General features: G+C 49.7%; 23 protein-coding genes. 17 read left to right on the top strand and 6 right to left on the bottom strand.

Annotation, left to right across the window (positions count from 1 at the left end; genetic code table 11):
- Positions 1–33 precede the first annotated feature (33 nt).
- The gene (gene hemL / locus JK211_RS09005; protein ID WP_212708344.1) at positions 34–1314 is read right to left on the bottom strand and encodes a glutamate-1-semialdehyde 2,1-aminomutase; all 1281 of its coding nucleotides are present in this window, start codon (positions 1312–1314) and stop codon (positions 34–36) included.
- 155 nt (positions 1315–1469) lie between these two features.
- Here hemL and clcA point away from each other — a divergent pair, with 155 nt between their 5' ends.
- Together clcA and erpA are read left to right on the top strand one after the other, a co-directional pair.
- Positions 1470–2882, top strand: a complete 1413-nt coding sequence (clcA, locus tag JK211_RS09000) for a H(+)/Cl(-) exchange transporter ClcA (RefSeq protein WP_212708373.1) — start codon at positions 1470–1472, stop codon at positions 2880–2882.
- A gap of 72 nt (positions 2883–2954) precedes the next feature.
- Positions 2955–3302: an iron-sulfur cluster insertion protein ErpA gene (erpA, locus tag JK211_RS08995; RefSeq protein WP_087489465.1), complete on the top strand. Its 348-nt coding sequence runs from the start codon at positions 2955–2957 to the stop codon at positions 3300–3302.
- Positions 3303–3602: 300 nt separating this feature from the next.
- Here erpA and mtnN read toward each other — a convergent pair whose 3' ends face one another.
- Positions 3603–4304 (bottom strand): 5'-methylthioadenosine/S-adenosylhomocysteine nucleosidase, encoded by a 702-nt coding sequence (gene mtnN, locus JK211_RS08990; RefSeq protein WP_212708343.1) that lies wholly within the window; start codon positions 4302–4304, stop codon positions 3603–3605.
- A 96-nt stretch (positions 4305–4400) separates the two neighbouring features.
- Here mtnN and dgt point away from each other — a divergent pair, with 96 nt between their 5' ends.
- Both dgt and degP read left to right on the top strand, forming a co-directional pair.
- Positions 4401–5888 carry a dGTPase gene (dgt, locus tag JK211_RS08985; RefSeq protein ID WP_212708342.1) on the top strand — a complete coding sequence of 496 codons (1488 nt, stop codon included), beginning with the start codon at positions 4401–4403 and terminating at the stop codon, positions 5886–5888.
- Positions 5889–6026: 138 nt separating this feature from the next.
- On the top strand, positions 6027–7457 hold the full coding sequence (degP, locus tag JK211_RS08980) for a serine endoprotease DegP (protein WP_212708341.1): 1431 nt from the start codon (positions 6027–6029) through the stop codon (positions 7455–7457).
- A 66-nt stretch (positions 7458–7523) separates the two neighbouring features.
- On the opposite strand, the gene JK211_RS08975 is transcribed toward degP, so the two are convergent.
- From JK211_RS08975 to map, 4 genes are all read right to left on the bottom strand, one after another.
- On the bottom strand, positions 7524–7910 hold the full coding sequence (locus JK211_RS08975; protein ID WP_212708340.1) for a DUF3461 family protein: 387 nt from the start codon (positions 7908–7910) through the stop codon (positions 7524–7526).
- Positions 7911–8113: 203 nt separating this feature from the next.
- Positions 8114–8938: a 2,3,4,5-tetrahydropyridine-2,6-dicarboxylate N-succinyltransferase gene (gene dapD, locus JK211_RS08970; protein WP_212708339.1), complete on the bottom strand. Its 825-nt coding sequence runs from the start codon at positions 8936–8938 to the stop codon at positions 8114–8116.
- A gap of 112 nt (positions 8939–9050) precedes the next feature.
- Positions 9051–11714, bottom strand: coding sequence for a bifunctional uridylyltransferase/uridylyl-removing protein GlnD (gene glnD / locus JK211_RS08965; RefSeq protein WP_212708338.1), 2664 nt, complete (start codon positions 11712–11714; stop codon positions 9051–9053).
- 62 nt (positions 11715–11776) lie between these two features.
- Positions 11777–12571, bottom strand: a complete 795-nt coding sequence (map, locus tag JK211_RS08960) for a type I methionyl aminopeptidase (RefSeq protein WP_212708337.1) — start codon at positions 12569–12571, stop codon at positions 11777–11779.
- Positions 12572–12963: 392 nt separating this feature from the next.
- Here map and rpsB point away from each other — a divergent pair, with 392 nt between their 5' ends.
- The 13 genes from rpsB to lpxA all read left to right on the top strand — a co-directional run bounded on the left by rpsB (position 12964) and on the right by lpxA (position 26339).
- Positions 12964–13689, top strand: a complete 726-nt coding sequence (gene rpsB, locus JK211_RS08955; protein ID WP_212708336.1) for a 30S ribosomal protein S2 — start codon at positions 12964–12966, stop codon at positions 13687–13689.
- A 195-nt stretch (positions 13690–13884) separates the two neighbouring features.
- The gene (tsf, locus tag JK211_RS08950) at positions 13885–14736 is read left to right on the top strand and encodes a translation elongation factor Ts (protein ID WP_212708335.1); all 852 of its coding nucleotides are present in this window, start codon (positions 13885–13887) and stop codon (positions 14734–14736) included.
- Between the two features lie 160 nt (positions 14737–14896).
- Positions 14897–15622: a UMP kinase gene (gene pyrH, locus JK211_RS08945; protein ID WP_212708334.1), complete on the top strand. Its 726-nt coding sequence runs from the start codon at positions 14897–14899 to the stop codon at positions 15620–15622.
- A gap of 150 nt (positions 15623–15772) precedes the next feature.
- Complete coding sequence (gene frr, locus JK211_RS08940) at positions 15773–16330, top strand: ribosome recycling factor (protein ID WP_212708333.1); 558 nt, start codon at positions 15773–15775, stop codon at positions 16328–16330.
- A gap of 131 nt (positions 16331–16461) precedes the next feature.
- Complete coding sequence (ispC, locus tag JK211_RS08935; RefSeq protein ID WP_212708332.1) at positions 16462–17655, top strand: 1-deoxy-D-xylulose-5-phosphate reductoisomerase; 1194 nt, start codon at positions 16462–16464, stop codon at positions 17653–17655.
- A 173-nt stretch (positions 17656–17828) separates the two neighbouring features.
- On the top strand, positions 17829–18581 hold the full coding sequence (gene ispU, locus JK211_RS08930; RefSeq protein ID WP_212708331.1) for a (2E,6E)-farnesyl-diphosphate-specific ditrans,polycis-undecaprenyl-diphosphate synthase: 753 nt from the start codon (positions 17829–17831) through the stop codon (positions 18579–18581).
- Positions 18582–18599: 18 nt separating this feature from the next.
- Complete coding sequence (gene cdsA, locus JK211_RS08925; RefSeq protein ID WP_212708330.1) at positions 18600–19457, top strand: phosphatidate cytidylyltransferase; 858 nt, start codon at positions 18600–18602, stop codon at positions 19455–19457.
- A gap of 12 nt (positions 19458–19469) precedes the next feature.
- Positions 19470–20822 carry a sigma E protease regulator RseP gene (gene rseP, locus JK211_RS08920; protein WP_212708329.1) on the top strand — a complete coding sequence of 451 codons (1353 nt, stop codon included), beginning with the start codon at positions 19470–19472 and terminating at the stop codon, positions 20820–20822.
- A 49-nt stretch (positions 20823–20871) separates the two neighbouring features.
- Positions 20872–23286: an outer membrane protein assembly factor BamA gene (gene bamA / locus JK211_RS08915; RefSeq protein ID WP_212708328.1), complete on the top strand. Its 2415-nt coding sequence runs from the start codon at positions 20872–20874 to the stop codon at positions 23284–23286.
- A gap of 109 nt (positions 23287–23395) precedes the next feature.
- Positions 23396–23896: a molecular chaperone Skp gene (gene skp / locus JK211_RS08910; RefSeq protein ID WP_212708327.1), complete on the top strand. Its 501-nt coding sequence runs from the start codon at positions 23396–23398 to the stop codon at positions 23894–23896.
- Positions 23897–23900: 4 nt separating this feature from the next.
- A complete protein-coding gene (gene lpxD, locus JK211_RS08905) occupies positions 23901–24926 on the top strand; it encodes a UDP-3-O-(3-hydroxymyristoyl)glucosamine N-acyltransferase (protein WP_212708326.1) in 1026 nt (341 codons plus the stop codon).
- Between the two features lie 166 nt (positions 24927–25092).
- Positions 25093–25548, top strand: coding sequence for a 3-hydroxyacyl-ACP dehydratase FabZ (gene fabZ / locus JK211_RS08900; protein ID WP_212708325.1), 456 nt, complete (start codon positions 25093–25095; stop codon positions 25546–25548).
- Between the two features lie 2 nt (positions 25549–25550).
- Positions 25551–26339 (top strand): acyl-ACP--UDP-N-acetylglucosamine O-acyltransferase, encoded by a 789-nt coding sequence (gene lpxA, locus JK211_RS08895; RefSeq protein ID WP_212708324.1) that lies wholly within the window; start codon positions 25551–25553, stop codon positions 26337–26339.

The following is a 26339-nucleotide window of genomic DNA, read 5'->3' as shown; positions in this document are numbered from 1 at the left end:
AGGCGCCTTTTTTTTTACAACAAAACCAGGATGTTACAGACGGGCGAAACAGCGGCGGGCTGCATCTATAGTATGCTGGATATCGTCGGGACTGTGGGCCAGTGACATGAAGCCAGCTTCAAAAGCTGACGGTGCAAAATAGATCCCTTCCTCCAGCATCAGATGGAAGAAAGTTTTAAACCGCGCCACATCACATTTGCTGACATCCTGATAGCAGGTCACTGAAGGCGCATCAGTAAAGAAAAGACCAAACATACCACCGACATGGTTAATGACCAGCGGGATATTTTCCTGCTGTGCGGCGTGTAATAATCCTTCGGCCAGCCGTGTGGTGAGGTCAGTCAGGGTGGTATGGGTGCCGGGCCGGGCAACCTGTGTCAGACAGGCGAAACCTGCTGCCATCGCCAGCGGGTTTCCGGACAGTGTTCCGGCCTGATACACCGGGCCGGTCGGGGCCAGAACTTCCATAATGTCACGACGTCCGCCAAAAGCACCTACCGGCATACCGCCACCGATAATTTTCCCCAGACAGGTCAGGTCCGGTACTACGTTGTAATACTCCTGAGCACCGCCCAGTGCAACACGGAAGCCGGTCATTACTTCATCAATGATCAGCAGTGCACCATTTTCATCACAGATTTCACGTAAGCCTTGCAGGAAACCCTCTGAAGGAGGAATACAGTTCATATTCCCGGCGACAGGTTCCACGATAATACAGGCGACCTGTTGCGGATGCTGACGGAAGGCTTCGCGGACGGATGATAAATCGTTATAGGTACAAGTCAGCGTATGACGGGCAAAGTCAGCCGGCACTCCCGGTGAGTTTGGCTGGCCCAGGGTCAGAGCACCGGATCCGGCTTTTACCAGCAGGCAGTCGGCATGTCCGTGATAGCAACCCTCAAACTTAATAATTTTATCACGGCCGGTATAGCCTCTGGCCAGCCGGATAGCGCTCATGGTCGCTTCCGTTCCCGAGTTGACCATCCGCACCATCTCCATGGAAGGCACCAGTTCACAGACCAGCTCTGCCATTTTGACTTCCATTTCGGTAGGTGCACCGAAACTCAGCCCGCGCATTGCTGCTTCTGTCACTGCATTACGGATAGCCGGGTTGTTATGTCCGAGGACCATAGGCCCCCATGAACCGACGTAATCGATATAGGCTTTTCCGTCAGCATCGTATAAATAAGCACCTTCAGCGCGCTCAATAAAAAGCGGGACACCGCCAACACCGGTAAAAGCCCTGACCGGAGAGTTTACCCCTCCCGGGATCAGACGCTGCGCTTCATTGTAGAGATTTTCAGACTTACTCATCGCATCGGTTCCTGTTGATGACTTAATATAAACACTAGTGTACGAGAACTTAGTTACAGGGTGAAAGACCCGGTTATTGGTTTGCTACATTTAAGCGACAAAAATAGCGGATTCATGCGTATACTGATGTTATGGCCCTTTTTTCTGTCCCCGATATGCATAATACACCCGTTAGTGATGAGTCTTTACCGGCAGAGCCGCGCCGCAGGTATGATTATTTGCAGCAGATATTACGCAAAGATAAAACGCCGCTGGCGATTTTATTGCTGGCCGGTCTGGTGGGGGTGCTGGCGGGATTAGCCGGCGTGGCGTTTGATAAAGCCGTCAGTCTGGTACAGCACTATCGTCTGCACTATTCCGGTGGTTTACTGACTGCGTCCGGACTGCTGTCTGCGGTGATCATTTCAGCGCTACTGGCAGTTTGCGGATTCTGGCTGGTGCGGCGTTTTGCGCCGGAAGCCGGCGGCTCGGGAATTCCGGAAATCGAGGGGGCATTAGATGAACTGCGACCTGTCCGCTGGTGGCGGGTTATTCCGGTTAAGTTTTTTGGCGGGGTCGGTACCCTTGGTGCAGGGATGGTGTTAGGCCGCGAAGGTCCCACTGTCCAGATGGGCGGTAACCTGGGACGTATGGTGGTCGATATGTTCCGGATAAAAAACAGTGAAGACCGGCATACGTTACTGGCGACTGGTGCGGGGGCTGGCCTGGCGGCTGCGTTTAACGCTCCGCTGGCAGGGATCCTGTTTATCATTGAAGAAATGAGACAGCAGTTCCATTACAACCTGATTTCTGTCAAGGCTGTGTTTATTGGCGTGATTATGTCCTGCATCGTTTATCGTCTGTTCGATGGTAACAGTGCCATGCTGAATATTGGTCAGTTGATTGATGCCCCGCTGAATACTCTCTGGTTATATCTGATTGCGGGTATGGTATTCGGGATTGTCGGGGTGGTGTTTAACCGACTGGTGTTTCGGGTACAGGATGCATTTCAGCGACTGCATGGCGGAAAAATGGGAATTATTCTGCTGATTGCGGCGGTTATTGGCGGCAGCTTCGGGGCGCTGAGCCTGATTTTTCCTGAAATCACCGGCGGCGGGTCTTCCTTAATCCCGCAATCTGTTGCCGGACAATTCAGTTGCGGGATGCTATTGAGCCTGTTCATTTTACGTATGGTTATGACGCTGATCTGTTTTTGTTCCGGGGCCCCTGGCGGCATTTTCGCGCCAATGCTTTCGCTGGGGACTTTGCTGGGTACAGCCCTCGGGGTGACTGCTGCGGCAGTCTTTCCGGAATATCACCTGCAGGCCGGGACTTTTGCCGTGGCGGGGATGGGGGCATTATTTGCCGCTTCCGTCAGAGCCCCTCTGACCGGCATTATTCTGGTCCTCGAAATGACTGAAAATTATCAGTTGATCCTGCCGATGATCATTACCTGTCTCGGTGCGACCCTGCTGGCTCAATTTCTCGGAGGTACGCCGCTTTATTCAACCTTACTGGCGCGCACCCTGGCCCGGCAAACGCCGGCCGCAGAGCGTGCTGCGGCACAGAGTGTACAGCGCGGTGCTTGATCGCAGCCCGTGGCTGACAGATAATGCCATCATTGAGGCCGTTAACGGCCCTGGAGTTTACCGGAGTAATTTATGAGCGATGATATTGCAGCACTGCCGTTACAGTTTACCGAAGCTGCGGCCAACAAAGTAAAATTCCTGATCGCTGACGAAGATAACCCTGAACTGAAACTGCGTGTTTATATCACCGGCGGTGGGTGCAGCGGATTCCAGTATGGTTTTACCTTTGATGATAAAGTTAATGATGGCGATATGACTATCGAAAAGCAGGGTGTGTCTCTGGTGGTAGATCCTATGAGTCTGCAGTACCTGGTCGGCGGTTCTGTCGACTACACCGAAGGGCTTGAAGGTTCACGGTTTATTGTGACTAATCCGAATGCTAAAACCACCTGTGGTTGTGGTTCTTCTTTCAGTATCTGATTACCCTGTCAGCACCTTTCTGAAGGGAGGGTGCTCTCCTGCTGTAACCTCTGTAATATTCCCTGTCTGCTGTTGACCTGTGTCACTGCTCCTGCCGGCGTACGCCGATACTCTGAAAATATTCACAAGCTGTTGTCAGGCTGATTAAGTCGTGCGTTTATTTTTGTAAAGTTACAAAAAATACCGGGCTGCCGGCCGGTGATAAGAGGGATTTTTGTTACATATACCGCCACAGGATGAGTTTTCCTGCGTCTGACAGCGGCAGCATCTTAGGCCGCCGCCGGGCAAGGCAGTGGCTTGTCAGACGTCTGCTGACAAGCGGCTCAGCAGGTCTTCCACCATCAGTGATGACTGCTTTGCGGCAACACCGAGGAATTCGTCGAAACTGAGGTGTGATTCCTGATCCGCAACGTCAGAAATAGCACGAACCACCACAAAAGGAACCTTAAAGCTATGGCAGACATGGCCAATGGCGGTGGCTTCCATTTCTACCGCAACAGCCTTCGGAAAGGTATCACGGATACGGGCCAGAGGCTCAGCACCATTGATAAATGCATCACCGCTGACAATTAATCCGCGTACAGCATGCAGATTTAATGCTCTGATACTTTGTTCTGCGGCACCGATCAGTTTTTCATCAGCCACAAAACTTTCCGGGCATCCGGCCATCTGGCCTGGCGCATAACCGAAAGCGGTAACGTCTGCATCATGATAGCGGACTTCGTCAGAAACAACGATATCGCCGACCTTCAGTGACGGTGCCAGTCCGCCGGCAGAACCGGTGTTAATGACCACATCTGGCTGACATAGTTGCAGTAACAGCGTGGTACCCAGCGCGGCGGAGGTTTTGCCGATGCCGGATTTCAGTAAGGCGACTTCAGTGCCATTCAGAGTACCGGTATAAATTTCACAGCCAGCGATGTTCAGAGTTTTCCGGTCTTTAATTTTGTCACGCAACAGGGTTACTTCCTGCTCCATTGCGCCAATAATTCCTGCTTTCATAGCGTATCTCACCAATGTTATAGAATTAATCTTCAGGCGTGGAATAGTCTATCATGGCAGGGCAGGGTTTTATTATTGAATCGTACCGGAGTGGAAATGGAGATTAACTTTAAGCACAGAATCAGTGTCAGCCGGCCTTATGCATCAGGCCGGCCGCCGCAGGGAGAAGAACAGATTTCCCGTTATTTTGAAAGTGATCGCGGCAGGATCATCCATTCGGCGGCTATCCGGCGTTTGCAGCAAAAGACACAGGTATTCCCGCTGGAAAGAAATTCAGCAGTACGCTCACGGTTAACCCACTCCCTGGAAGTACAGCAAACCGGGCGCTATATTGCGCGGGAAGTACTGCAACGACTGAAAAAACAGCCCGGTGGTCTGGCTGCTTACGGGCTGGAAGACTTTGAACGCGGGTTTGAAAGTCTGGCCGAAATGGCCTGCCTGTTACATGATGTCGGGAATCCGCCATTTGGTCATTTTGGCGAAGCAGCAATCAATGACTGGTTCAGGGAGCATCTGGCTGACATTCTGCCACTTACCCCCCCTGATGCGGCGCAGCTCCCTGAAGAAGTGATTCAGTTACAACAATGTATTTATCAGGATCTTTCGCATTTTGAAGGCAATGCCCAGGCTATCCGGCTGGTACATACTATTCTGCAACTGAATCTGAGTTATTCTCAGGTGGCCTGCATCCTTAAGTACCCTGCACCTGCCTGGTGGCAGGGCGATAAGCCTGCAAATTTCTCGGTGCTGATGAAAAAGCCGGGGTTTTATTTATCAGAAAAAGAATACGTTGCAGACTTGCGGGCAGCAACCGGTATGCAGGAGTTTCATCGTTTCCCTCTGACTTATATTATGGAAGCGGCTGATGATATTTCCTACTGTATTGCCGATTTAGATGATGCTGTCGAAAAAGCTATCTTTGATGTCGACAGCCTGTATCGTTATTTATGTGATGCCTGGGGGGAGGCTCAGCCGGATGATCTTTTCCAGCGTACGGTAACTCATGCCTGGCAGGAAGCGGGCTCAGGAAAACGGCGCAGTCAGAGTGACCAGTTTTTTATGTCGTTACGGGTCAATGTACAGCGGGCGCTGGTCGCGTTTGCTGTACGGCGCTTTCTGGATAATTTGCCGGCGATTTTTACGGGGAATTTTAACCATGCGCTGCTGGAAAACGGTGGGGATGAAGAGCGGCTACTGGCAACCTTTAAGCAGGTGGCCCGAAAACATGTTTTTAACCACTCTGAGGTGGAACAACTCGAATTACAGGGATACCGCGTGATCCGAGGTCTGCTTGATACCTATAAACCCATGATGCAACTGAGCGCCGATGATTTTACCTGCCTGATGGAGACCGATGAGTTAGCAGGCCATCCTATTGAAACCCGGTTGTTTCATCGTCTGTCGGATAAACACCGTAAAGCTTATCAGAATCACCTTCGCCAGTTACCAGCGACCCGTGATCAGAGATGGCAATTATGGGAAAGTTATTACCGTTTACGTCTGGTGCAGGACTATATCAGCGGAATGACCGATGTATATGCATGGGAAGAGTATCGTCGTTTAATGGCGGTTGAGTTCGTGTGAGTTTTGTAAAGATCAGGAATATTTTTTTACCTTTCACAAAAGTTTTGCGGTGAACTAACAGGTAAATAATAACTCTCATCAACTGACCACAGCACACAGCAACCGGTCCAAATAGAAAATATTACAGAGAGCCAGCACATGAAAAAAACCACTTTAGCATTGAGTGCACTCGCATTAAGCCTGGGAATGGCATTTGCGCCTTTGACTGCTTCTGCGGCGGAATCTGCATCTTCATCAAGTCAGCAATTACCGAGTCTGGCTCCTATGTTACAAAAAGTGATGCCCTCAGTCGTCAGTATCAGTGTGGAAGGAACGGCACCGGTAAAAACAGCCGGGGGTAATCAGCAGTTCCAGCAATTTTTTGGTGATATGTCGCCTTTCTGTCAGGACGGTTCTCCGTTCCAGTCTTCACCTCTTTGCCAGGCCCCTGGTGGTGGCGGTAATAGCGGAACCCAGCAGGAGAAGTTCCGTGCTTTAGGTTCCGGGGTAGTGATTAATGCCGAAAAAGGTTATGTGGTAACCAATAACCATGTGGTTGAAAATGCCTCAACCATTCAGGTCCAGCTCAGTGATGGCCGTCGTTTCGATGCCAGAGTGATAGGTAAAGATCCCCGTTCTGATATTGCGCTGATTCAGCTGAAAGATGCGAAGAATCTGACGGCAATAAAAATTGCAGATTCTGACAACCTGCAGGTGGGGGACTATACGGTAGCGATCGGTAACCCTTATGGATTAGGGGAAACGGTAACTTCCGGTATTGTTTCGGCACTGGGCCGCAGCGGGCTGAATGTTGAAAACTATGAAAACTTTATTCAGACGGATGCCGCAATTAACCGTGGTAACTCCGGTGGTGCACTGGTGAATCTGAATGGTGAACTGATTGGTATTAATACGGCGATTCTGGCGCCGGATGGCGGCAATATCGGTATTGGTTTTGCTATCCCGAGTAATATGGTGAAAAATCTGACCGCACAGATGATTGAATATGGTCAGGTTAAACGCGGTGAACTGGGGATCATGGGTACTGAGCTGAACTCAGAGCTCGCCCAGGCGATGAAAGTGAATGCCCAGCGTGGTGCTTTTGTCAGTCAGGTTCTGCCAAAAAGTTCGGCCGAGAAAGCAGGTATTAAAGCCGGTGATGTGATTGTCTCTCTGAATAACAAGCAGCTGAGCAGCTTTGCCGCATTACGTGCTGATGTCGGTTCATTGCCGGTGGGCACAAAACTGGAACTTGGCTTATTACGTGACGGTAAACCACTGACAGTGACCGTGGAACTGCAACAAAGTACTCAGGCGAAAGTGCAGTCAGCGACTATTTATACCGGTATCGAAGGGGCTGAGCTGAGTAATTATGATGTCAAAGGTGACAAAGGTGTTAAAGTTGACAGCATTAAGCCCGGCAGCCGTGCCGATGCCATTGGTCTGAAAAAAGGGGATGTTATTCTCGGGGTGAACCAGCAGAATGTAGCGAATCTGGGTGAGTTACGTAAAGTGCTCGACAGCAAACCTTCAGTACTGGCCCTGAACATTAAACGTGGTGACAGTAACCTGTACCTGCTGGCACAGTAACCGTCGTCAGTAAAAAAGCCGGTCAGTATCATGCACTGACCGGCTTTTTGTCTGTAAAAACGTCGCTTATTTGCGGGTGAGTTTTTCCAGATCTGCCTCAATTTCCGAAATCTTATTCGAAACGACCAGTTCAAGGTGACGAAGGTCATCAAGGATCTTAACTTTCAGGTCAACTTCAGCTTGTTCCTGCTGACACAGCTGATCCAGTTCATCGATCAGGTATCTGAGGTTGGGGCTTATTTCCTGAATCTCTTTAAAACCCTGCCCGGATTGATCAGAAACCACGGTCTTACGCTGGCGAGGGTATTTAAACTTCACGCTTTTCGCGAAAAACTCCCCTTTATCCTTACGGAAATAGATCTTCAGAATATCGTTATTGGCTTCCTGACGCAGGCTGTAACGGTCAACTTCTTCAGGGTGGGTAATACCTAAACTTTTTAAGTTATCGTACATGAACAATCACCTTTTCAGAGAACAACATTCAGAATGAGTGATGCAATCAGTGCTCACCGGTTGATACACCAGAGCCGTAAAGTCATCACCGCAGGTTGCGGGGTGGCCGGAGCCAGAGCCAGAGCAGAATAAATCCGCCTGCTACCCTGTATATGTCAGGCAGTTACCCGGACAGGGAACGCAGGCGGTTAACCGCGGATCAGTTAGTCGATTGAACGCAGCAGTTCATTGATACCGACTTTACCCAGGGTTTTCGCATCCACTTTTTTAACGATAACGGCGCAGTACAGGCTGTAGCTGCCGTCTTTAGATGGCAGATTCCCGGAAACCACGACTGAACCCGCCGGGACACGGCCGTAATGGACTTCACCCGTTTCACGATCATAAATCTTAGTGCTCTGGCCGATATAGACACCCATCGAAATAACAGAACCTTCTTCAACAATAACACCTTCTACGATTTCAGAACGTGCACCGATAAAACAGTTGTCTTCAATGATGGTCGGGTTGGCCTGTAGTGGCTCAAGTACACCACCGATACCTACGCCGCCTGACAGGTGTACATTCTTACCAATCTGTGCACAGGAACCTACAGTAGCCCAGGTATCGACCATGGTCCCTTCATCGACATAAGCACCAATGTTGACATAGGAAGGCATCAGAACGGTATTACGGGCAATAAAAGCCCCCTGGCGTACTGCTGCCGGAGGAACCACGCGGAAGCCTTCTTTTTTAAAGCGGGCTTCATCATAGTCAGCAAACTTCATCGGTACTTTGTCGTAGAAACGGGTTTCAGAGCCTTCTATCACCTGGTTGTCATGAATACGGAAAGATAATAATACTGCTTTCTTCAGCCATTGATGGGTGATCCATTCACCGTTAATTTTTTCCGCAACACGCAGTTCACCACGGTCAATTAACAGGACGACTTTAGTAATTGCCTCGCGGGTTTCAGTATCAACATTGTCTGGTGTAATGTCGGCACGGCGTTCGAATGCGGCTTCGATGATGTTTTGTAACTGTTGCATTGTTTATTTCCTGCATCAATGGTTTGGTAAAAAACTGACAACCGGGGAGCTGAGACTCAGCCCCCCAAAGTAAGTTTGCAGTCCCGGAAACTTGTTTTGATTTCCAGCCGGATTACACTTTATCGTTTGGATTCAGTGCCTCTGTCAACCGTTGTTGTAAACTATCACGTTTTTTATCGCTCAGGGCTCGGCGGTCACTGTCCGCCAGAATAAACAAGTCTTCGACCCTTTCGCCGATGGTACTGATCCTTGCGCCATGCAGTGATATTCCTGATTCAGCAAAAACGGTACCGATACGTGCTAATAATCCCGGCTGATCAAGGGCGACCATTTCCAGATAGGTACGCTGATTGGTGTGGGCAGGCAGAAAACGTATTTCCGTATCAACGTTAAAATGGCGCAGCCGTGGTGACTGTCGGCGGGGCCGTGGCGGAACCCACTCCGGTTGTGATAAGGCTTGTGTCAGCCCGTGGATAATCGCCTCGTGCCGGTCAGGGGCTAACGGGCTGCCGTCCGGTTCAAGCACAATGAAGGTATCCATTGCCATACCATCACGGTTAGTGAATATCTGTGCATCGTGAACACTGAGGTTGCGGCGGTCCAGTTCGCCTGCAACCGTGGCAAACAGGTATGGGCGGTCAGGGCTCCAGATAAAAATCTCGGTACCGCCGCGCGACGCCTGCGGGCTGATTAATACCAGCGGCTTACTGAGCGGATGCTGCAACAGATGGCGGGCATGCCATGCCAACTGGCTGGCTGTATGACGCAGGAAATAATCTGCCCGACAGCGGTTCCAGATTTTATGTAGCTTTGTCTCATCAATATTATCCATTCGCAGCAACGCCAGTGCCTGAAGCCGGTTGTGGCGCACTCTTTCCCGCAGATCGGGGCTGCTGTCCATACCGCGTCGCAGCTGTTTTTCGGTGGCGAAGTAAAGTTCGCGCAATAAGCTTTGCTTCCAGCTATTCCACAAACTTTCGTTGGTAGCACTGATATCAGCGACAGTCAGACAAATCAGCAGCCGCAACTGCCGTTCATTTTGCATAATTTCGGCGAATTGCTGGATAACATTTGGATCCTGAATATCGCGGCGTTGTGCGGTGACCGACATCAGCAGATGGTGTCTTACCAGCCAGGCGATCAGTTGTGCATCGCGGGAGGAGAGTGCATGTAACCGGGCGAATTCAATAACGTCTTCAGCCCCCAGTATTGAGTGATCGCCGCCGCGGCCTTTGGCGATATCGTGGAACAGTGCGGCAATCAGCAATATTTCCGGCTGAATCAGGCGTTGCCAGATATCCACACACAGCGGATGCTGTGCCCGCGAGTCTTCACTGCCGAAACTCTCCAGTTTTTGCAGGACACGAATGGTGTGTTCATCAACCGTGTAGGCGTGGAACAGGTCGAACTGCATCTGGCCGACAATTTTGTTCCACTGGGGCAGGTAGGCCGCCAGTACACTGTGGTGGTGCATCGGGACCAGAGCACGGCTGACAGCCCCCGGGTGACGCAGAATATCCATAAATAATACCCGCGCGCGGGGAATTTCGCACAGGGAGTAATCGAGAGTACGTATCGCGTAGCGTAGTAACCGCAGGGTAGTAGAGTATATGCCGGAAATATTCTTATTTCGGACGATAACATTAAACATGCGGATAATTGATTCCGGCTGACGGATAAACAATTGTTCATCCCGCAGATCGATCAGCGTACCGCGCAGCTGAAAGTCATCATCCAGAGGCTGTGGTTTGTCTGAGGCTGGCAGGGCCAGAATCGCCTCGTCAAATAACTGTAACAGCATTTCATTTAATTCGCCGACATCACGGGTCACGCGATAAAAATCTTTCATCATACGTTCTACCGGCTCGTTACCTTCGCCCTGATAATTCAGCCGTTGTGCGACGGACAGCTGTCTGTCAAACAGCAACCGGTTATCGTAGCGGGTCAGGGTAAGGTGTAAGGCAAAACGGATCCGCCATAAAAAACTCTGGCACTGATGGAGCTCATCCCGTTCATCGCGGGTCAGAAAGCCGAAACCGGCCATTTCCGGCAATGAGGTTGCGCCGAAATGGCGACGGGCAACCCACTGCAGCATATGGATATCCCGCAGGCCGCCCGGACTGCTTTTAATATCCGGCTCCAGATTGTAACTGGTACCGTGATAGCGTTTGTGACGTTCTTTCTGCTCCTCGATTTTTGCTGCAAAAAACTCAGCAGAGGGCCAGAAACCGTCACTGAAAATATTTTTCTGCAGTTCGAGAAACAGGGTGACATCCCCGGTCAGCATCCGTGATTCGATAAGATTAGTCGCCACTGTCAGATCCGATAAACCTTCCAGCAGGCACTCTTCGAGAGTACGTACGCTGTGACCCACCTCCAGCTTTAAATCCCATAACAGTGTCAGGAGTTCACTGGCACGGTGAGCATTTTGTTCATCCAGACTCTGCCGGCTGAGGATCAGTACATCAATATCTGATAACGGGTGCAATTCCTGACGACCGTAGCCACCGACGGCAACCAGTGCCAGGTGGTTTACACCATCAAAATGAAAAAAACGCCACAGCCGGCACAGAAGATTGTCGATAAACCGGGTTCTGGCATCAATTAAGCGGTGAACCGGTTGTCCGGCATCAAAGGCCTCTCCCAGCCAGCGCTGAAAGTTATCCAGCCGGGGTTTAAGCCTGTCCCGATTCAGCATGTCATCAGACCAGTGAAGCGGGGAATTAATAATATTTTTATCAATTACTTCTGGGACGTCTGGCAGGCGGCTAGGCATTGTCGCTTCTCATCAGATGAAAAAGCCGGCAATCGCCGGCTTTCAGAAACTCATTGTCAGGTTTAACCTTCGTTCACCAGGATGGCAGGAAGCGTTTCTTCCTTACGGAGGGTTAAAATCTCACAGCCATTTTCAGTAACCACAATAGTATGTTCATATTGTGCAGACAAGCTGCGATCTTTGGTTTTCACTGTCCAGCCGTCTTTCATACTTCTGATGCGGAAATCACCGGCATTCACCATCGGTTCGATGGTGAAGGTCATCCCCTGTTGCAGGACCACACCGCCATCATCAGCATCATAGTGCAGTACCTGCGGTTCTTCATGGAACCCTTTACCAATACCATGACCGCAGTATTCACGTACTACAGAAAAATCCTGAGCTTCGACAAATTTCTGAATTTCACGGCCGAGGGTACGTAAGCGGATGCCGGGTTTTACCATTTTGAGGGCCAGATAGAGGCTTTCCTGAGTCACGCGGCACAGACGCTCACCGAGAATCGTCGGATTTCCGACAATAAACATTTTTGAGGTGTCGCCATGATACTCGTCTTTGATGACGGTCACGTCGATATTGACAATATCGCCGTCTTTCAGCAGCCGCTCATCACTGGGGATACCGTGACATACCACTTCATTAATCGAGATACAGACTGATTTCGGAAAACCATGATAGCCGAGGCAGGCTGAGATGGCTTTCTGGTGCTGAGTAATATAATCGTCGCAAATACGATCCAGCTCTCCGGTCGAGATGCCCGGCTTAACATGATCAGCAATCATTTCCAGAACTTCAGCAGCCAGACGGCCGGCAACACGCATTTTTTCGATTTCTTCAGGGGTCTTAATTGAAATAGCCATGGAATATAGTCCGATTGCAGCCAGCCCGCGGCCGGCAAAAGAGGGAGTTTATTACCCTGTATGTTAACAGCCAGCAAAACCGCTGCCAATGTTAATCACTGTCTCAGGTCTTTCAGTCTGAAGATAATTTGACCAGAAACGGCAACAATGATTGCCGTCAACCGGCGGTTTGTGGTATAAAACGCGCCGACGAATCTGTGGTCAGGCTTCTGCCCGCCCGGAACGTTTAATTCTCATTATGTGAAAAGGCAGGGTATCTCAGGGCGTTATATCCCGGTGATGCAGACTGACCAAAACACACATGTATCGACACATACTCCGGGGTGCCTTCACAGGTCGGTGGTATGGGATACATGGAGGCTCAACCCCAATATCTATTTTTAGAGGTAATCATGGCTACTGTTTCCATGCGCGATATGCTTAAGGCCGGTGTACACTTTGGTCACCAGACCCGTTACTGGAACCCGAAAATGAAACCTTTCATCTTCGGCGCTCGTAACAAAGTTCACATCATTAACCTTGAGCAGACTGTACCAATGTTCAACGACGCTCTGGCTGAGTTGACCAAAATTTCTGCCCGTAAAGGTAAAATTCTGTTTGTTGGTACTAAGCGTGCTGCAAGCGAAGCGGTTAAAGAGTCTGCGCGTAACTGCGATCAGTACTTCGTTAACCACCGCTGGTTAGGTGGTATGCTGACTAACTGGAAAACCGTTCGTCAGTCAATCAAGCGTCTGAAAGATCTGGAAGCACAGTCTCAGGACGGTACTTTCGAGAAACTGACCAAGAAAGAAGCGCTGATGCGTGGTCGTGAACTGGCTAAGCTGGAAAACAGCCTTGGCGGTATCAAAGACATGGGCGGCCTGCCGGATGCTCTGTTCGTTATCGATGCTGACCACGAGCACATCGCAATCAAAGAAGCAAACAACCTGGGTATCCCGGTATTTGCTATCGTTGATACTAACTCTGATCCGGATGGCGTCGATTACGTTATCCCTGGTAACGATGATGCGATCCGTGCTGTAAACCTGTACCTGACTGCTGTTGCTACTGCTGTTCGTGAAGGTCGTTCTCAGGACCTGGTTGAGCAAGCTGAAGAAACAACTTTAGAAAACGTCTAATAAGGTTCGCTCTGCATAAGAGCCCTTAACGTCAGATGTGATCTGCAAGGGGCCGCTTCAGGCCCCTTTCATTATTTAAAATTCGTTGAGCGTGAATCTGTTCCGCTGGACGAAGTAAATCTCCTGCGAAATGATGCTGTTTGTTATTATTCATGGGTAGTACAAACAGACCACAGTTAACCGAGGACTTGAAGAATGGCTGACATTACCGCTGCTCTGGTAAAAGAACTGCGCGAGCGTACTGGCGCTGGCATGATGGAATGTAAAAAAGCGCTGGTTGAAGCTAACGGCGATATCGAACTGGCTATCGACAACATGCGTAAGTCTGGCCAGGCAAAAGCTGCGAAGAAATCTGGTCGCGTTGCTGCTGAAGGTGTGATCCTGACTAGCGTTGAAGGTAACGCTGGTGTAATCATCGAGCTGAACTGTGAAACTGACTTCGTTGCTAAAGATGCAGGCTTCCTGGCATTTGGTAAAGAAGTTCTGGCTGCTGCGGTTGCAGACAAAATCACTGATATCGAAGCTCTGAAAGCGAAATTCGAAGAACAGCGTACTGCGCTGGTAGCTAAAATCGGTGAAAACATCAACATCCGTCGTATCGCACGTCTGGAAGGTGATGTTGTCGGTTCTTACCTGCACGGTGCACGTATCGGTGTTCTGGTTGCTGCGACCGGTGCTGACGAAGAACTGGTTAAGCACGTTGCAATGCACATTGCTGCCAGCAAGCCTGAGTACGTGAAACCTGAAGATGTTCCTGCGGATGTTGTTGCCCGTGAGCATCAGATCCAGCTGGATATCGCGATGCAGTCTGGTAAGCCACGCGAAATCGCAGAAAAAATGGTTTCCGGCCGTATGAACAAATTCACCGGTGAAGTTTCACTGACCGGTCAGCATTTTGTTATGGATCCGTCTAAAACTGTTGGTCAGCTGCTGAAAGAAAAAGGTGCTGACGTTGTTAACTTTATCCGTTTCGAAGTGGGTGAAGGTATCGAGAAAGTTGAGTCTGATTTTGCTGCTGAAGTTGCAGCGATGTCCAAGCAGTCTTAATGCTCTGAAAGAACCGCCAGAAGGGCGGTTCTTTTTTGTCTGTGGTGTTATCGCCACAGACTGTTTTCAGTTTCATCCCTGCAGTCTTTTGATAAAAACGAGCGGATGACAGACCAGATTTACTCTTCTTTATTCACTCATGTTCCAGGAATTAATGATCATGGCGACCAACGCAAAACCGGTATATCAACGTATCCTTCTGAAGCTGAGCGGTGAGGCCCTGCAGGGCGCCGAAGGTTTTGGTATTGATGCCAGCATTCTTGACCGTATGGCTCAGGAAATTAAAGAGCTGGTTGAATTAGGCATACAGGTCGGAGTGGTGATTGGCGGGGGCAACCTGTTCCGCGGCGCCGGACTGGCAAAAGCGGGAATGAACCGCGTAGTCGGTGATCATATGGGGATGCTGGCGACCGTCATGAATGGCCTGGCAATGCGTGATGCGTTACACCGTGCTTATGTTAATGCCCGCCTGATGTCGGCAATTCCGTTGAATGGTGTGTGTGATAACTACAGCTGGGCAGAAGCTATCAGCCAGCTGAGAAATAACCGGGTAGTGATTTTTGCTGCAGGAACCGGAAATCCGTTCTTTACGACGGATTCTGCTGCCTGTCTGCGCGGTATTGAAATTGAAGCCGACGTGGTACTGAAAGCCACTAAAGTCGACGGTGTTTATTCCGCGGATCCTATGACGACCCCGGATGCTGAACTGCATGATAAATTAAGCTATCAGGATGTTCTTGAGCGTGAACTGAAGGTGATGGACCTGGCGGCATTTACCTTAGCACGTGACCATAATCTGCCTATCCGGGTATTCAATATGAATAAGCCCGGTGCATTACGCAGGGTGGTTATGGGCGAAAAAGAAGGCACCCTGATTGGGCAGTAACCCCTGTCGGCATAAATTAAAATAAGGTATATTCCGGACAACACTGGTTATTTATCATCGGTGCTGTGCAGAATAACTGATGATGACAGACCCCGTTCTGCTTACACCTGAGGCAGAAACATCAGGTCAAACGAATCCAAGGGTTTTAATGTGATTAACGATATTAAAAAAGATGCTGAAGTACGCATGGAAAAATGCGTAGAAGCGTTTAAAAATAGCATTTCTAAAGTGCGTACCGGGCGTGCCTCTCCTTCTCTGCTGGATGGCATTGTTGTCGAGTACTACGGTGCGCCAACGCCCCTGCGTCAGCTGGCGAGTGTGACTGTAGAAGACTCCCGTACACTGAAGATCAATGTGTTTGATCGTTCGTTAAGCCCGGCAATTGAAAAAGCGATCATGTCTTCTGATCTGGGCCTGAACCCGAGCTCTGCCGGTTCAGACATTCGTGTCCCGCTACCAGCGCTGACCGAAGAACGCCGTAAAGACCTGATCAAAATTGTCCGTGGTGAAGCAGAGCAGGGACGTGTTTCTGTGCGTAACGTACGTCGTGACAGCAATGATAAAGTTAAAGCTTTGCTGAAAGATAAAGAAATCAGTGAAGATGACGAGCGTCGTGCTCAGGATGATATCCAGAAAATGACTGATCTCGCGATCAAAAAAGTTGATGCAAACCTGGCAGAGAAAGAAGCGGAGTTAATGGAGTTTTAATCCCGCGTTGCCAGACCGAAAACGCCGCGCAGAAAGTCATATTGATGGCTGTCTGCCGCGGCGTTTTACATTGCAGATAACCACGGCCTGCAGGCGGGTCATCTGCCGATTGATGATGAGTGGAAATATTGATGAAGCGTCTGACATTGCTGGGTTCTACCGGATCGATTGGTACCAGCACTCTTGCGGTAGTTCGTGAAAATCCTGATAAATATCAGATAACTGCGTTAGTGGCAGGTAAAAATACACAGCTGATGACTGACCAGTGCTGTGAATTCCGTCCTGCGTATGCGGCGATGGCTGATGAGGCTGCGGCGAATGATTTGCGTGAGCGACTGAAAGCATTGAAGGTGAATACTGAAGTGCTCTCCGGCGTTCAGGCGATGTGTGAATTAGCGGCATTACCGGAAGTCGACCAGGTCATGGCTGCTATTGTGGGTGCTTCCGGATTGTTGCCTACCCTGGCTGCAATCCGCGCAGGGAAAAGGGTACTGCTGGCCAACAAAGAAGCGCTGGTGACCTGTGGGCGATTGTTTATGGACGCGGTACATCATTCCGGCGCCTGTCTGATGCCGGTAGATAGCGAACATAATGCCATTTTTCAGAGTTTACCTGCGGCGATACAGCAGCAGTTAGGGTATGCTCAGCTCGGTGATAGTGGCGTTGACTCGGTTATTCTGACCGGTTCAGGCGGACCTTTCCGTGAGATTCCGCTGACGGAACTGCCCCTGATGACGCCTGCGCAGGCTTGTGCCCATCCCAACTGGACGATGGGTAAAAAGATCTCTGTAGACTCTGCCACTATGATGAATAAAGGTCTTGAATACATAGAAGCTCGCTGGCTATTCAATGCCACGGATGCACAGATGGAAGTGGTAATCCACCCGCAGTCGGTGATCCATTCGATGGTGCGTTACTGTGATGGCAGTGTGATAGCCCAGTTAGGATCACCTGATATGTGTACCCCGATTGCCCATTCGATGGCGTGGCCGGAGAGGATCCCGGCAGGGGTGAAGCCTCTGGACTTCACCCGGGTGGGAGCATTAACGTTTACTGAACCTGATTATCATCGTTATCCTTGTCTGAAGCTGGCAATAGATGCCTGTGCTGCCGGCCAGGCAGCGACTACCGTACTGAATGCAGCAAATGAAATGGTTGTTGATGCCTTTCTTAACCACCGTATCCGGTTTACCGATATTGCGGCAATTAACCAGCAGATGCTGGACAGCGCAGTATTACAGGAACCAGAGAGTGTGGAGGCGGTAATGGATATTGACCAGCAGACACGTCTTCGTACCGCAGAAGTACTGGCTAAACTGACATAACAGGTTTGATTAGCGTCCATTTGTCCGAATCAGGCGGAAATGGTATAGTCCCGTGCTGGTATTTCAGATATACGCGGGGGGCTTTTTTCCGGGATTAACGGTGGAAAAGCGTTTGCGAGCAGAAAGTATTCAGAGATATCTGGCTCTCTGATGAAAGGAATTTAATACGCATTATGTCGTCCCTATACCAAGAACACCTCCCTGACACATACAGGGCTCTGCCGAGGCATGTTGCTATCATTATGGATGGTAATGGACGCTGGGCGAAAAACCAGGGAAAGTTACGTATATCGGGGCACCGTGCCGGCGCAAAAGCGGTCAGACGTGCTGTCAGATTTGCGGTTTCGCAGGAAATGGAAGCGCTGACACTGTATGCGTTTAGCAGTGAAAACTGGAATCGTCCTGAGCAGGAAGTCTCTGCATTGATGGAGCTTTTCATCTGGGCGCTGGACAGTGAAGTCAAAAGTTTACATAAGCATAATGTTCGTCTGAAAGTTATTGGCGATGTTACGCGCTTCAGTCCGCGAATTCAGCAACGTATCCGTCAGGCCGAATCGCTGACGGCGGAGAACAGCGGGCTGACACTGAATATTGCCGCGAACTATGGCGGACGCTGGGATATCATTGACGGGGTGCGCAGACTTGCACATCAGGTACAGGCTGGCAGCCTGCAGCCTGATGATATCTCGGAACAAATGCTGGAAGAACAGCTGTGCCTGTGCATGCTGTCACCGGTTGATTTAGTGATAAGGACAGGGGGAGAGCATCGAATCAGTAATTTTCTGTTATGGCAGGTTGCCTATGCAGAGTTTTATTTCAGCGATGTTCTCTGGCCCGATTTCGATGAACATGTTTTTCAGGGTGCACTGGATGCTTTCTCTTTACGGGAACGTCGTTTTGGCGGTGCTGCACCGGATGGCGCATAAATGGACCGGGGGTAACCTTTGTTAAAGTCTCGTTTGATTACCGCGATGATCCTGATTCCGTTGGTAATCATTGCATTATTTTGGTTACCGCCGATCGGATTTAATATTATTGTCCTGATAATTTGTATGCTTGCAGCATGGGAATGGGGGCAGTTTGCCGGACTGATGCGTACTCAGCAACGCATCTGGCTGGCTGTATTGTTTGGATTGTTACTGGCACTAATGATGTTGCCATTACCTCCTTACCAGCATGATATTCATCAGCCGCCGGTATCATTATCATTATTCACTTCCCTTAGCTGGTGGTGTGTAGCACTGGTGCTGGTATTGTCTTATCCGAAGTCTGCCACTCTGTGGCGACATTCCCGCTTTTTACGGCTGGCCTTTGGTGGCCTGACACTGATTCCTTTCTTCTGGGGAATGATAGCCTTACGCCAGTACCACTATGAAAGTGATCATTTTGCCGGTGCATGGTGGTTACTGTTTGTAATGTTGCTGGTCTGGGGGGCGGACTCCGGTGCCTATATGTTTGGTAAACTGTTTGGCAAACATAAACTTGCGCCTAAAGTTTCCCCCGGAAAAACCCTGGAAGGCTTTCTTGGTGGCCTGTTTACCTCGGCGGTGATTGCCTGGGCTTTTTCACAGCTGGCGCCGTTATCGGTCGACAGCGGAACACTGATCATCTGCGCAATCATTGCGACCCTTGCCTCAGTATTAGGTGATCTCACCGAAAGTATGTTTAAGCGTGAAGCAGGGATTAAAGACAGCGGTAATCTGATCCCCGGCCATGGCGGGATATTGGATCGTATTGATAGCCTGACGGCTGCGGTGCCGGTGTTTGCCTGTCTGTTACTTTTGGTATTCCATATAGCTTAAAGGTGTGTCGTGATGGGAAGCATACTGTGGAATATTGGTGCCTTTATTGTTGGCTTAGGTATCCTGATTACTGTCCATGAATTCGGCCATTTCTGGGTTGCCCGGCGCTGTGGCGTCTGGGTCGAACGCTTCTCTATCGGTTTCGGGCCCGCTCTCTGGCGCAGAACAGACAAACAAGGCACCGAATATGTGATAGCCGCCATCCCGCTGGGCGGTTATGTCAAAATGCTGGATGAACGTGCCGGCGAAGTCCCTGAAGAGCGTCTGCATCAGGCTTATACCCGTAAAACGGTCGGGCAGCGCGCCGCTATTATTGCGGCCGGCCCGCTGGCTAACTTTATCTTCGCTGTATTTGCCTACTGGCTGGTTTTTATGCATGGTGTTCCGGGAATAAGACCGGTTACCGGCGAAATAACCAGCAACTCTATTGCTCAGCAAGCCCAAATTCAGCCGGGAATGGAACTTAAAGCGATAGATGGTATCGAAACGCCTGACTGGGATGCTGTAAGAATGGCGCTGATCGGCAAAATTGGTGACAGCCAGGCCGTTATCACCTTAGCGCCTTTCGGCCAGTCTGGAGTGGTGACAAAACACCTGGACCTCCGGCAGTGGGCATTTGATCCCGAAAAACAGGATCCTGTGACTTCGCTGGGCATTATTCCGAAGGGGCCGGTGATTGAAACGACCCTCGATCAGGTGCAAAAAAATTCACCTGCGGCAATCGCGGGTTTGCAAGCCGGAGACAGGATCGTTAAAGTCGAAGGTAAAGTAATAGAAAACTGGCAATCTTTTGCTACTGAGGTCAGAGATAATCCGGGAGTCCCGTTGCAGCTACAGGCTGAACGTAATGGTGAAATCCGTGACTTAACGATGACACCTGCAGTGAAGTCTGCAGGCAGGGGTAACCAGGGGTTCGCGGGAGTTATCCCGCGGGTTCAGCCGTTACCTGAACAGTACAAAATATTGCGGCAGTATGGGCCTGTCGAGGCAATAGGTGAGGCCGGGGTAAAAACCTGGCAACTTGTGAAGCTGACAGCGTCGATGCTGGAAAAATTAGTGACCGGTGATGTTAAGCTGAATAACCTGAGCGGGCCGATATCTATCGCCCAGGGAGCAGGGGCTTCAGCTGAATACGGAATGATATACTACTTGATGTTTCTGGCGTTGATTAGTGTCAATCTGGGGATTTTTAACCTTGTCCCGTTACCGGTGTTAGATGGTGGGCATCTGCTTTTCCTGCTGGTCGAAAAGATCAAAGGCGGGCCGGTGTCTGAGCGAGTTCAGGACTTTAGTTATCGCATTGGCTCTGTTGCGCTGGTGTTGTTAATGGGGCTTGCACTTTTCAATGATTTCTCACGTTTGTAGAGATCGGAATTCTGCAAACGGGGATGTGTTAGGAACACGCATAATAACGATGGCGATGAAAAAGTTGCTCATAGCGTCGCTGCTGTTCAGCAGCGCCACCGTGTACGGTGCAGACGATTTCGTAGTGAAAGATATTCATTTCGAAGGGTTGCAGCGAGTCGCCGTCGGGGCGGCATTGCTCAGCATGCCTGTTCGTGTTGGTGATTCAGTTAATGATGATGACATCAGAAACACTATTCGTTCACTTTTCGCAACCGGTAATTTCGAAGATGTTCAGGTTCTGCGTGACGGTAATAACCTGATCGTTCAGGTCAAAGAACGTCCGACGATTGCCAGTATCACCTTTTCCGGAAACAAAGCGGTAAAAGATGATCAACTGAAGCAGAATCTCGAAGCTTCGGGTGTGCGGGTCGGTGAAGCTCTGGACCGTACGACCATTTCTTCGATCGAAAAAGGACTGGAAGATTTCTATTACAGCGTGGGTAAATACTCAGCCAATGTAAAAGCAATCGTCACTCCGTTGCCACGTAACCGTGTCGATCTGAAACTGGTCTTTACCGAAGGTGTTTCTGCTAAAATTCAGCAGATTAATATTGTCGGTAACAAAGCGTTCAGTTCTGATGAATTGATTTCCCGTTTCCAGCTGCGTGACGATGTTCCGTGGTGGAACCTGGTGGCTGACCGTAAGTATCAGAAGCAGAAACTGGCGGGCGATTTGGAAAACCTGCGCAGTTTCTATCTGGAGCGTGGTTATGCAAGATTCAATATTGATTCGACTCAGGTCAGTCTGACGCCGGACAAAAAAGGAATCTATATCACCGTTAATATTACCGAAGGTGCTCAGTATAAGATTGCCGGTGTTGAAGTTAATGGCGATCTGGCAGGGCATTCTGCCGAAATAGAACAACTGGCAAAGATTCCGCCAGGAGAGTTGTATAACGGAACGAAAGTTACCCGGATTGAAGACAGCATCAAGAAGTTATTGGGTAACTACGGATATGCCTATCCGCAGGTCATGACTCAGCCGGAAATTAATGACAAAGACAAAACCGTAAAATTACACATCAGTGTCAATGCGGGTAACCGTTATTATGTGCGTAAGGTTATCTTTGAAGGTAACGATACCTCCAAAGATTCTGTATTACGCCGTGAAATGCGTCAGATGGAAGGTGCATGGCTGGGCAGCAACCTGGTCGAGCAGGGCAAAGAGCGTCTGAACCGTACCGGTTACTTCGAAACTGTTGACGTCGATACCCAGCGGGTTCCCGGGTCTCCGGATCAGGTTGATGTCATCTACAAAGTGAAAGAGCGTAATACCGGCACCTTTAATATTGGTGTCGGTTACGGTACTGAAAGTGGTGTCAGCTTCCAGGTCGGGGTTACCCAGGAAAACTGGATGGGTACCGGTAATACGGTAGGTATCAGTGGTACCAAAAATGATTACCAGACCTACGCCGAACTGTCGATGACAGACCCGTATTTCACTGTGGATGGTGTAAGCCTCGGCGGACGTCTGTTCTATAATGACTTTAAAGCCGATGATGCTGATCTGTCTGACTATACCAACCGCAGTTATGGTCTGGACGGGACACTGGGCTTCCCGGTGAACGAGAATAACTCGTTACGGGTTGGCTTAGGCTATGTGCATAATGATCTGTCGAATATGCAACCACAGATCGCCATGTGGCGTTACTTTAAGTCTCTGGATAAAAATTTGTCTACGGATAATGACGACAGCTCTTATTCCAGTGATGATTTCACCTTTAACTATGGCTGGACCTACAATACGCTGGACCGTGGTTTCTTCCCGACCTCCGGTAACCGTACTAATCTGAACGGTAAGGTCACTATCCCGGGCTCAGACAACAGTTACTATAAAGTCTCTCTGGATTCTCAGCAGTATGTACCGCTGAATCAGGACCGGACCTGGGTATTATTAAGCCGCAGCCGTCTGGGATACGGTGACGGTCTGGGCGGTAAAGAGATGCCGTTCTATGAAAACTTCTACGCCGGTGGTTCCAGCACGGTACGTGGTTTCCAGTCGAATACGGTAGGGCCGAAAGCGGTCTATTATAAGTACGGAACGGATTCGAACTGTGGTACTAACAGTGGCAGCATCTGTAAGTCGGATGATGCGGTCGGTGGTAATGCTATGGCAGTGACCAGCCTTGAGTTGATCACCCCGACGCCGTTTGTCAGTGAAAAATACAGTAGCTCACTGCGTACGTCGGTATTTGTTGATGCCGGTACGGTATGGGATACTAACTGGCAGAACACTGCAGAAACCGAAGCGTTAGGTATTCCGGATTACAGTAAACCCGGTAATGTTCGGGTATCCAGTGGTATTGCATTACAATGGATGTCGCCGTTAGGTCCGCTGGTGTTCTCTTACGCGCAGCCCATCAAGAAATATGATGGCGATAAAGCGGAGCAGTTCCAGTTTAATATCGGTAACACCTGGTAATTACCGGGCTGCGACTTCCTGAAGAGCATTGCAACAAAACAGCATTCATGCTGTTTTGTTTTGCAAAAATAGTGTCTCTGACACAAACGGTGATGGTAAGGAGTTTATAGTGAAAAAGTTGTTATGTGCCGCAGGTCTTGGTCTCGCTCTGGCTGCTTCTTCGGTAGCAGCACAGGCCGCTGACAAAATTGCAGTAGTCAACGTGTCCAGTATTTTCCAGCAGTTACCACAGCGTGCTGCGGTTGCCCGTCAGCTGGAGAACGAGTTCAAGGGTCGTGCAACTGATCTCCAGACTCAGGAGCGTGCACTTCAGGCTCAGATGCAGAACTTCCAGCGTAATGCTTCAACGATGAAAGCAAGTGATCGTACTCGCACAGAAAAAGATATCATGGCGAAACGTGAAAGCTTCTCAGAAAAAGCACAGGCGTTTGAAGATGATAACCGTCGTCGTCAGACCGAAGAACGTAACAAACTGCTGAGCCGTATCCAGGACGCAGTGAAGAAAGTTGCGGACAGCGAAGGCTATGATGTTGTTATTGATTCCAATGCTGTTGCTTATGCAACCAGCGCGAAAGATATCACTGCTGACGTACTGAAACAGGTTAAATAATTTGATGTCATCTATTCGACTGGCTGATTTAGCTCAGCAGTTAGATGCAGAATTGCACGGAGATGGCGATATCGCCATCTCCGGCATTGCTTCTATGCAATCCGCAACAGGCGGGAAAATCACGTTCCTGGCAAACAGTCGCTACCGCGAGCAACTTGCGCACTGCAAAGCAGATGCTGTGGTGCTGACGGAAGCAGATCTGGCATGGTGCCATAGCGCAGCATTGGTCGTGAAAGATCCTTATCTGACTTACGCCAGAATGGCACAAATCCTCGACAGTACCCCTGCACCGGCAGAAAATATTGCGCCGGGTGCGGTGATCTCCCCGCAAGCAACGCTGGGTGCTAACGTGGCTATCGGGGCGAATGCGGTTATCGAGTCCGGGGTTGAACTGGGCGATAATGTGGTTATCGGTGCCGGATGCTTTATCGGTAAAAATACCCGTATTGGTGCCGGTACACGCTTGTGGGCGAATGTCTCTGTTTACCATGAGATTGAAATTGGTGAACAGTGCCTGATCCAGTCAGGGACAGTTATCGGTGCTGATGGCTTTGGTTACGCAAATGATCGCGGTAACTGGGTCAAAATACCGCAACTCGGGTCGGTGATTATCGGGGACCGTGTCGAAATCGGAGCCTGTACAACGATTGACCGTGGTGCTTTGGATAACACCCGGATTGGTAATGGTGTTATCATAGATAACCAGTGTCAGATTGCACACAATGTTATAATTGGTGACAATACTGCCGTAGCCGGTGGTGTTATTATGGCCGGAAGTCTGAAAATCGGTCGTTACTGTATGATTGGCGGTGCCAGTGTGATCAACGGTCATATGGAAATCTGCGATAAAGTGACGGTAACTGGTATGGGTATGGTGATGCGGCCTATCACCGAACCGGGGGTTTATTCTTCCGGTATACCTCTTCAGGCGAATAAAGCCTGGCGTAAAACAGCTGCGCTGGTGATGAATATCGATGAGATGAGTAAACGACTCAAAGCTATTGAGCGTAAAGTCGGTAAAGAGAACTAACCATAATTTACAGGCCCGCTCCGCGGATATGACCGGGATTTCTCAGTAAATCTGCGCGGTTAAGCGGGCTGATTCGATATTTTTATATTTGCGACCTGCGGTGCATCATCCGGGCATGCGGGTCGTGTTACTATTGCTAACAGATTTTTAGGACAGGAAGAGTATTTTGACTACTGAAATACATACTCTGAAAATTGAAGAGATTCTGGAACTGCTGCCTCACCGCTACCCGTTTTTGCTGGTTGACCGTGTTGTGGAGTTCGAACCCCATAAGTACCTGCGTGCCGTTAAAAACGTAACTGTCAATGAGCCATTTTTCCAGGGGCATTTCCCGGGCAAACCTATTCTGCCTGGTGTGTTAATTCTGGAAGCAATGGCTCAGGCAACCGGTATTCTGGCATTTAAAAGCGTAGGTAAACTGGAACCAGGCGAGCTTTACTACTTTGCCGGTATTGATAACGCACGTTTCAAGCGTCCGGTAGTGCCGGGAGATCAAATGGTGATGGAAGTCACTTTTGAGAAAACCCGTCGCGGTCTGACGCGTTTCAGTGGCGTTGCTACTGTTGATGGCAAAGTTGTCTGTGAAGCAACAATGATGTGTGCACGTAGCCGGGAGGCATAAACGTGATTGATAAAACCGCCAGCATTCATCCCAGCTCTGTTATCGAAGACGGTGCCATTATCGGACCTGGCGTTCAGATTGGCCCGTTTTGTGTTATCGGACCACATGTTGAGATCGGCGAAGGGACGGTAGTAAAGTCTCATGTCGTTATCAATGGCCATACACGAATTGGTAAAGAGAACGAAATCTATCAGTTTGCTTCGATTGGTGAAGTAAACCAGGATCTCAAATACGCCAGAGAAGAAACCCGTGTAGAGATCGGTGATCGTAACCGTATTCGCGAAAGTGTCTCGATTCATCGCGGAACAACGCAGGGCGGTGGAGTCACCGTCGTTGGCAGTGATAATCTGTTAATGATCAATACCCATATTGCTCATGACTGCCAGGTGGGTAATCACTGTATTTTTGCCAATAATGCGACACTTGCCGGCCATGTGACGGTAGATGATTATGCGATTATCGGTGGTATGACTGCCGTGCATCAGTGGTGCACTATCGGTGCTCATGTCATGGTTGGCGGTTGTTCCGGAGTGGCGCAGGATGTTCCGCCGTATGTTATTGCGCAAGGTAACCACGCCACACCGTATGGTATTAATATTGAAGGTCTGAAACGCCGGGGCTTCAGTAAAGAGGCATTACACGCTATTCGTAATGCTTATAAACTCCTGTACCGCAGCGGGAAAACTCTGGACGAAGTAAAACCGGAAATAGAAGCGCTGGCTAAACAGCACAGTGAAGTTCAGCCATTCTATGACTTTTTTGACCGTTCAACCCGCGGCATCATTCGGTAA

Origin of the sequence: Tatumella sp. JGM130 (assembly GCF_018257525.1) — a bacterium.
Classification (GTDB): Bacteria; Pseudomonadota; Gammaproteobacteria; order Enterobacterales; family Enterobacteriaceae; genus Tatumella; species Tatumella punctata.
Note: the sequence above shows the minus strand (reverse complement) of the source record. Positions and strands in the feature narration are given on the sequence as shown.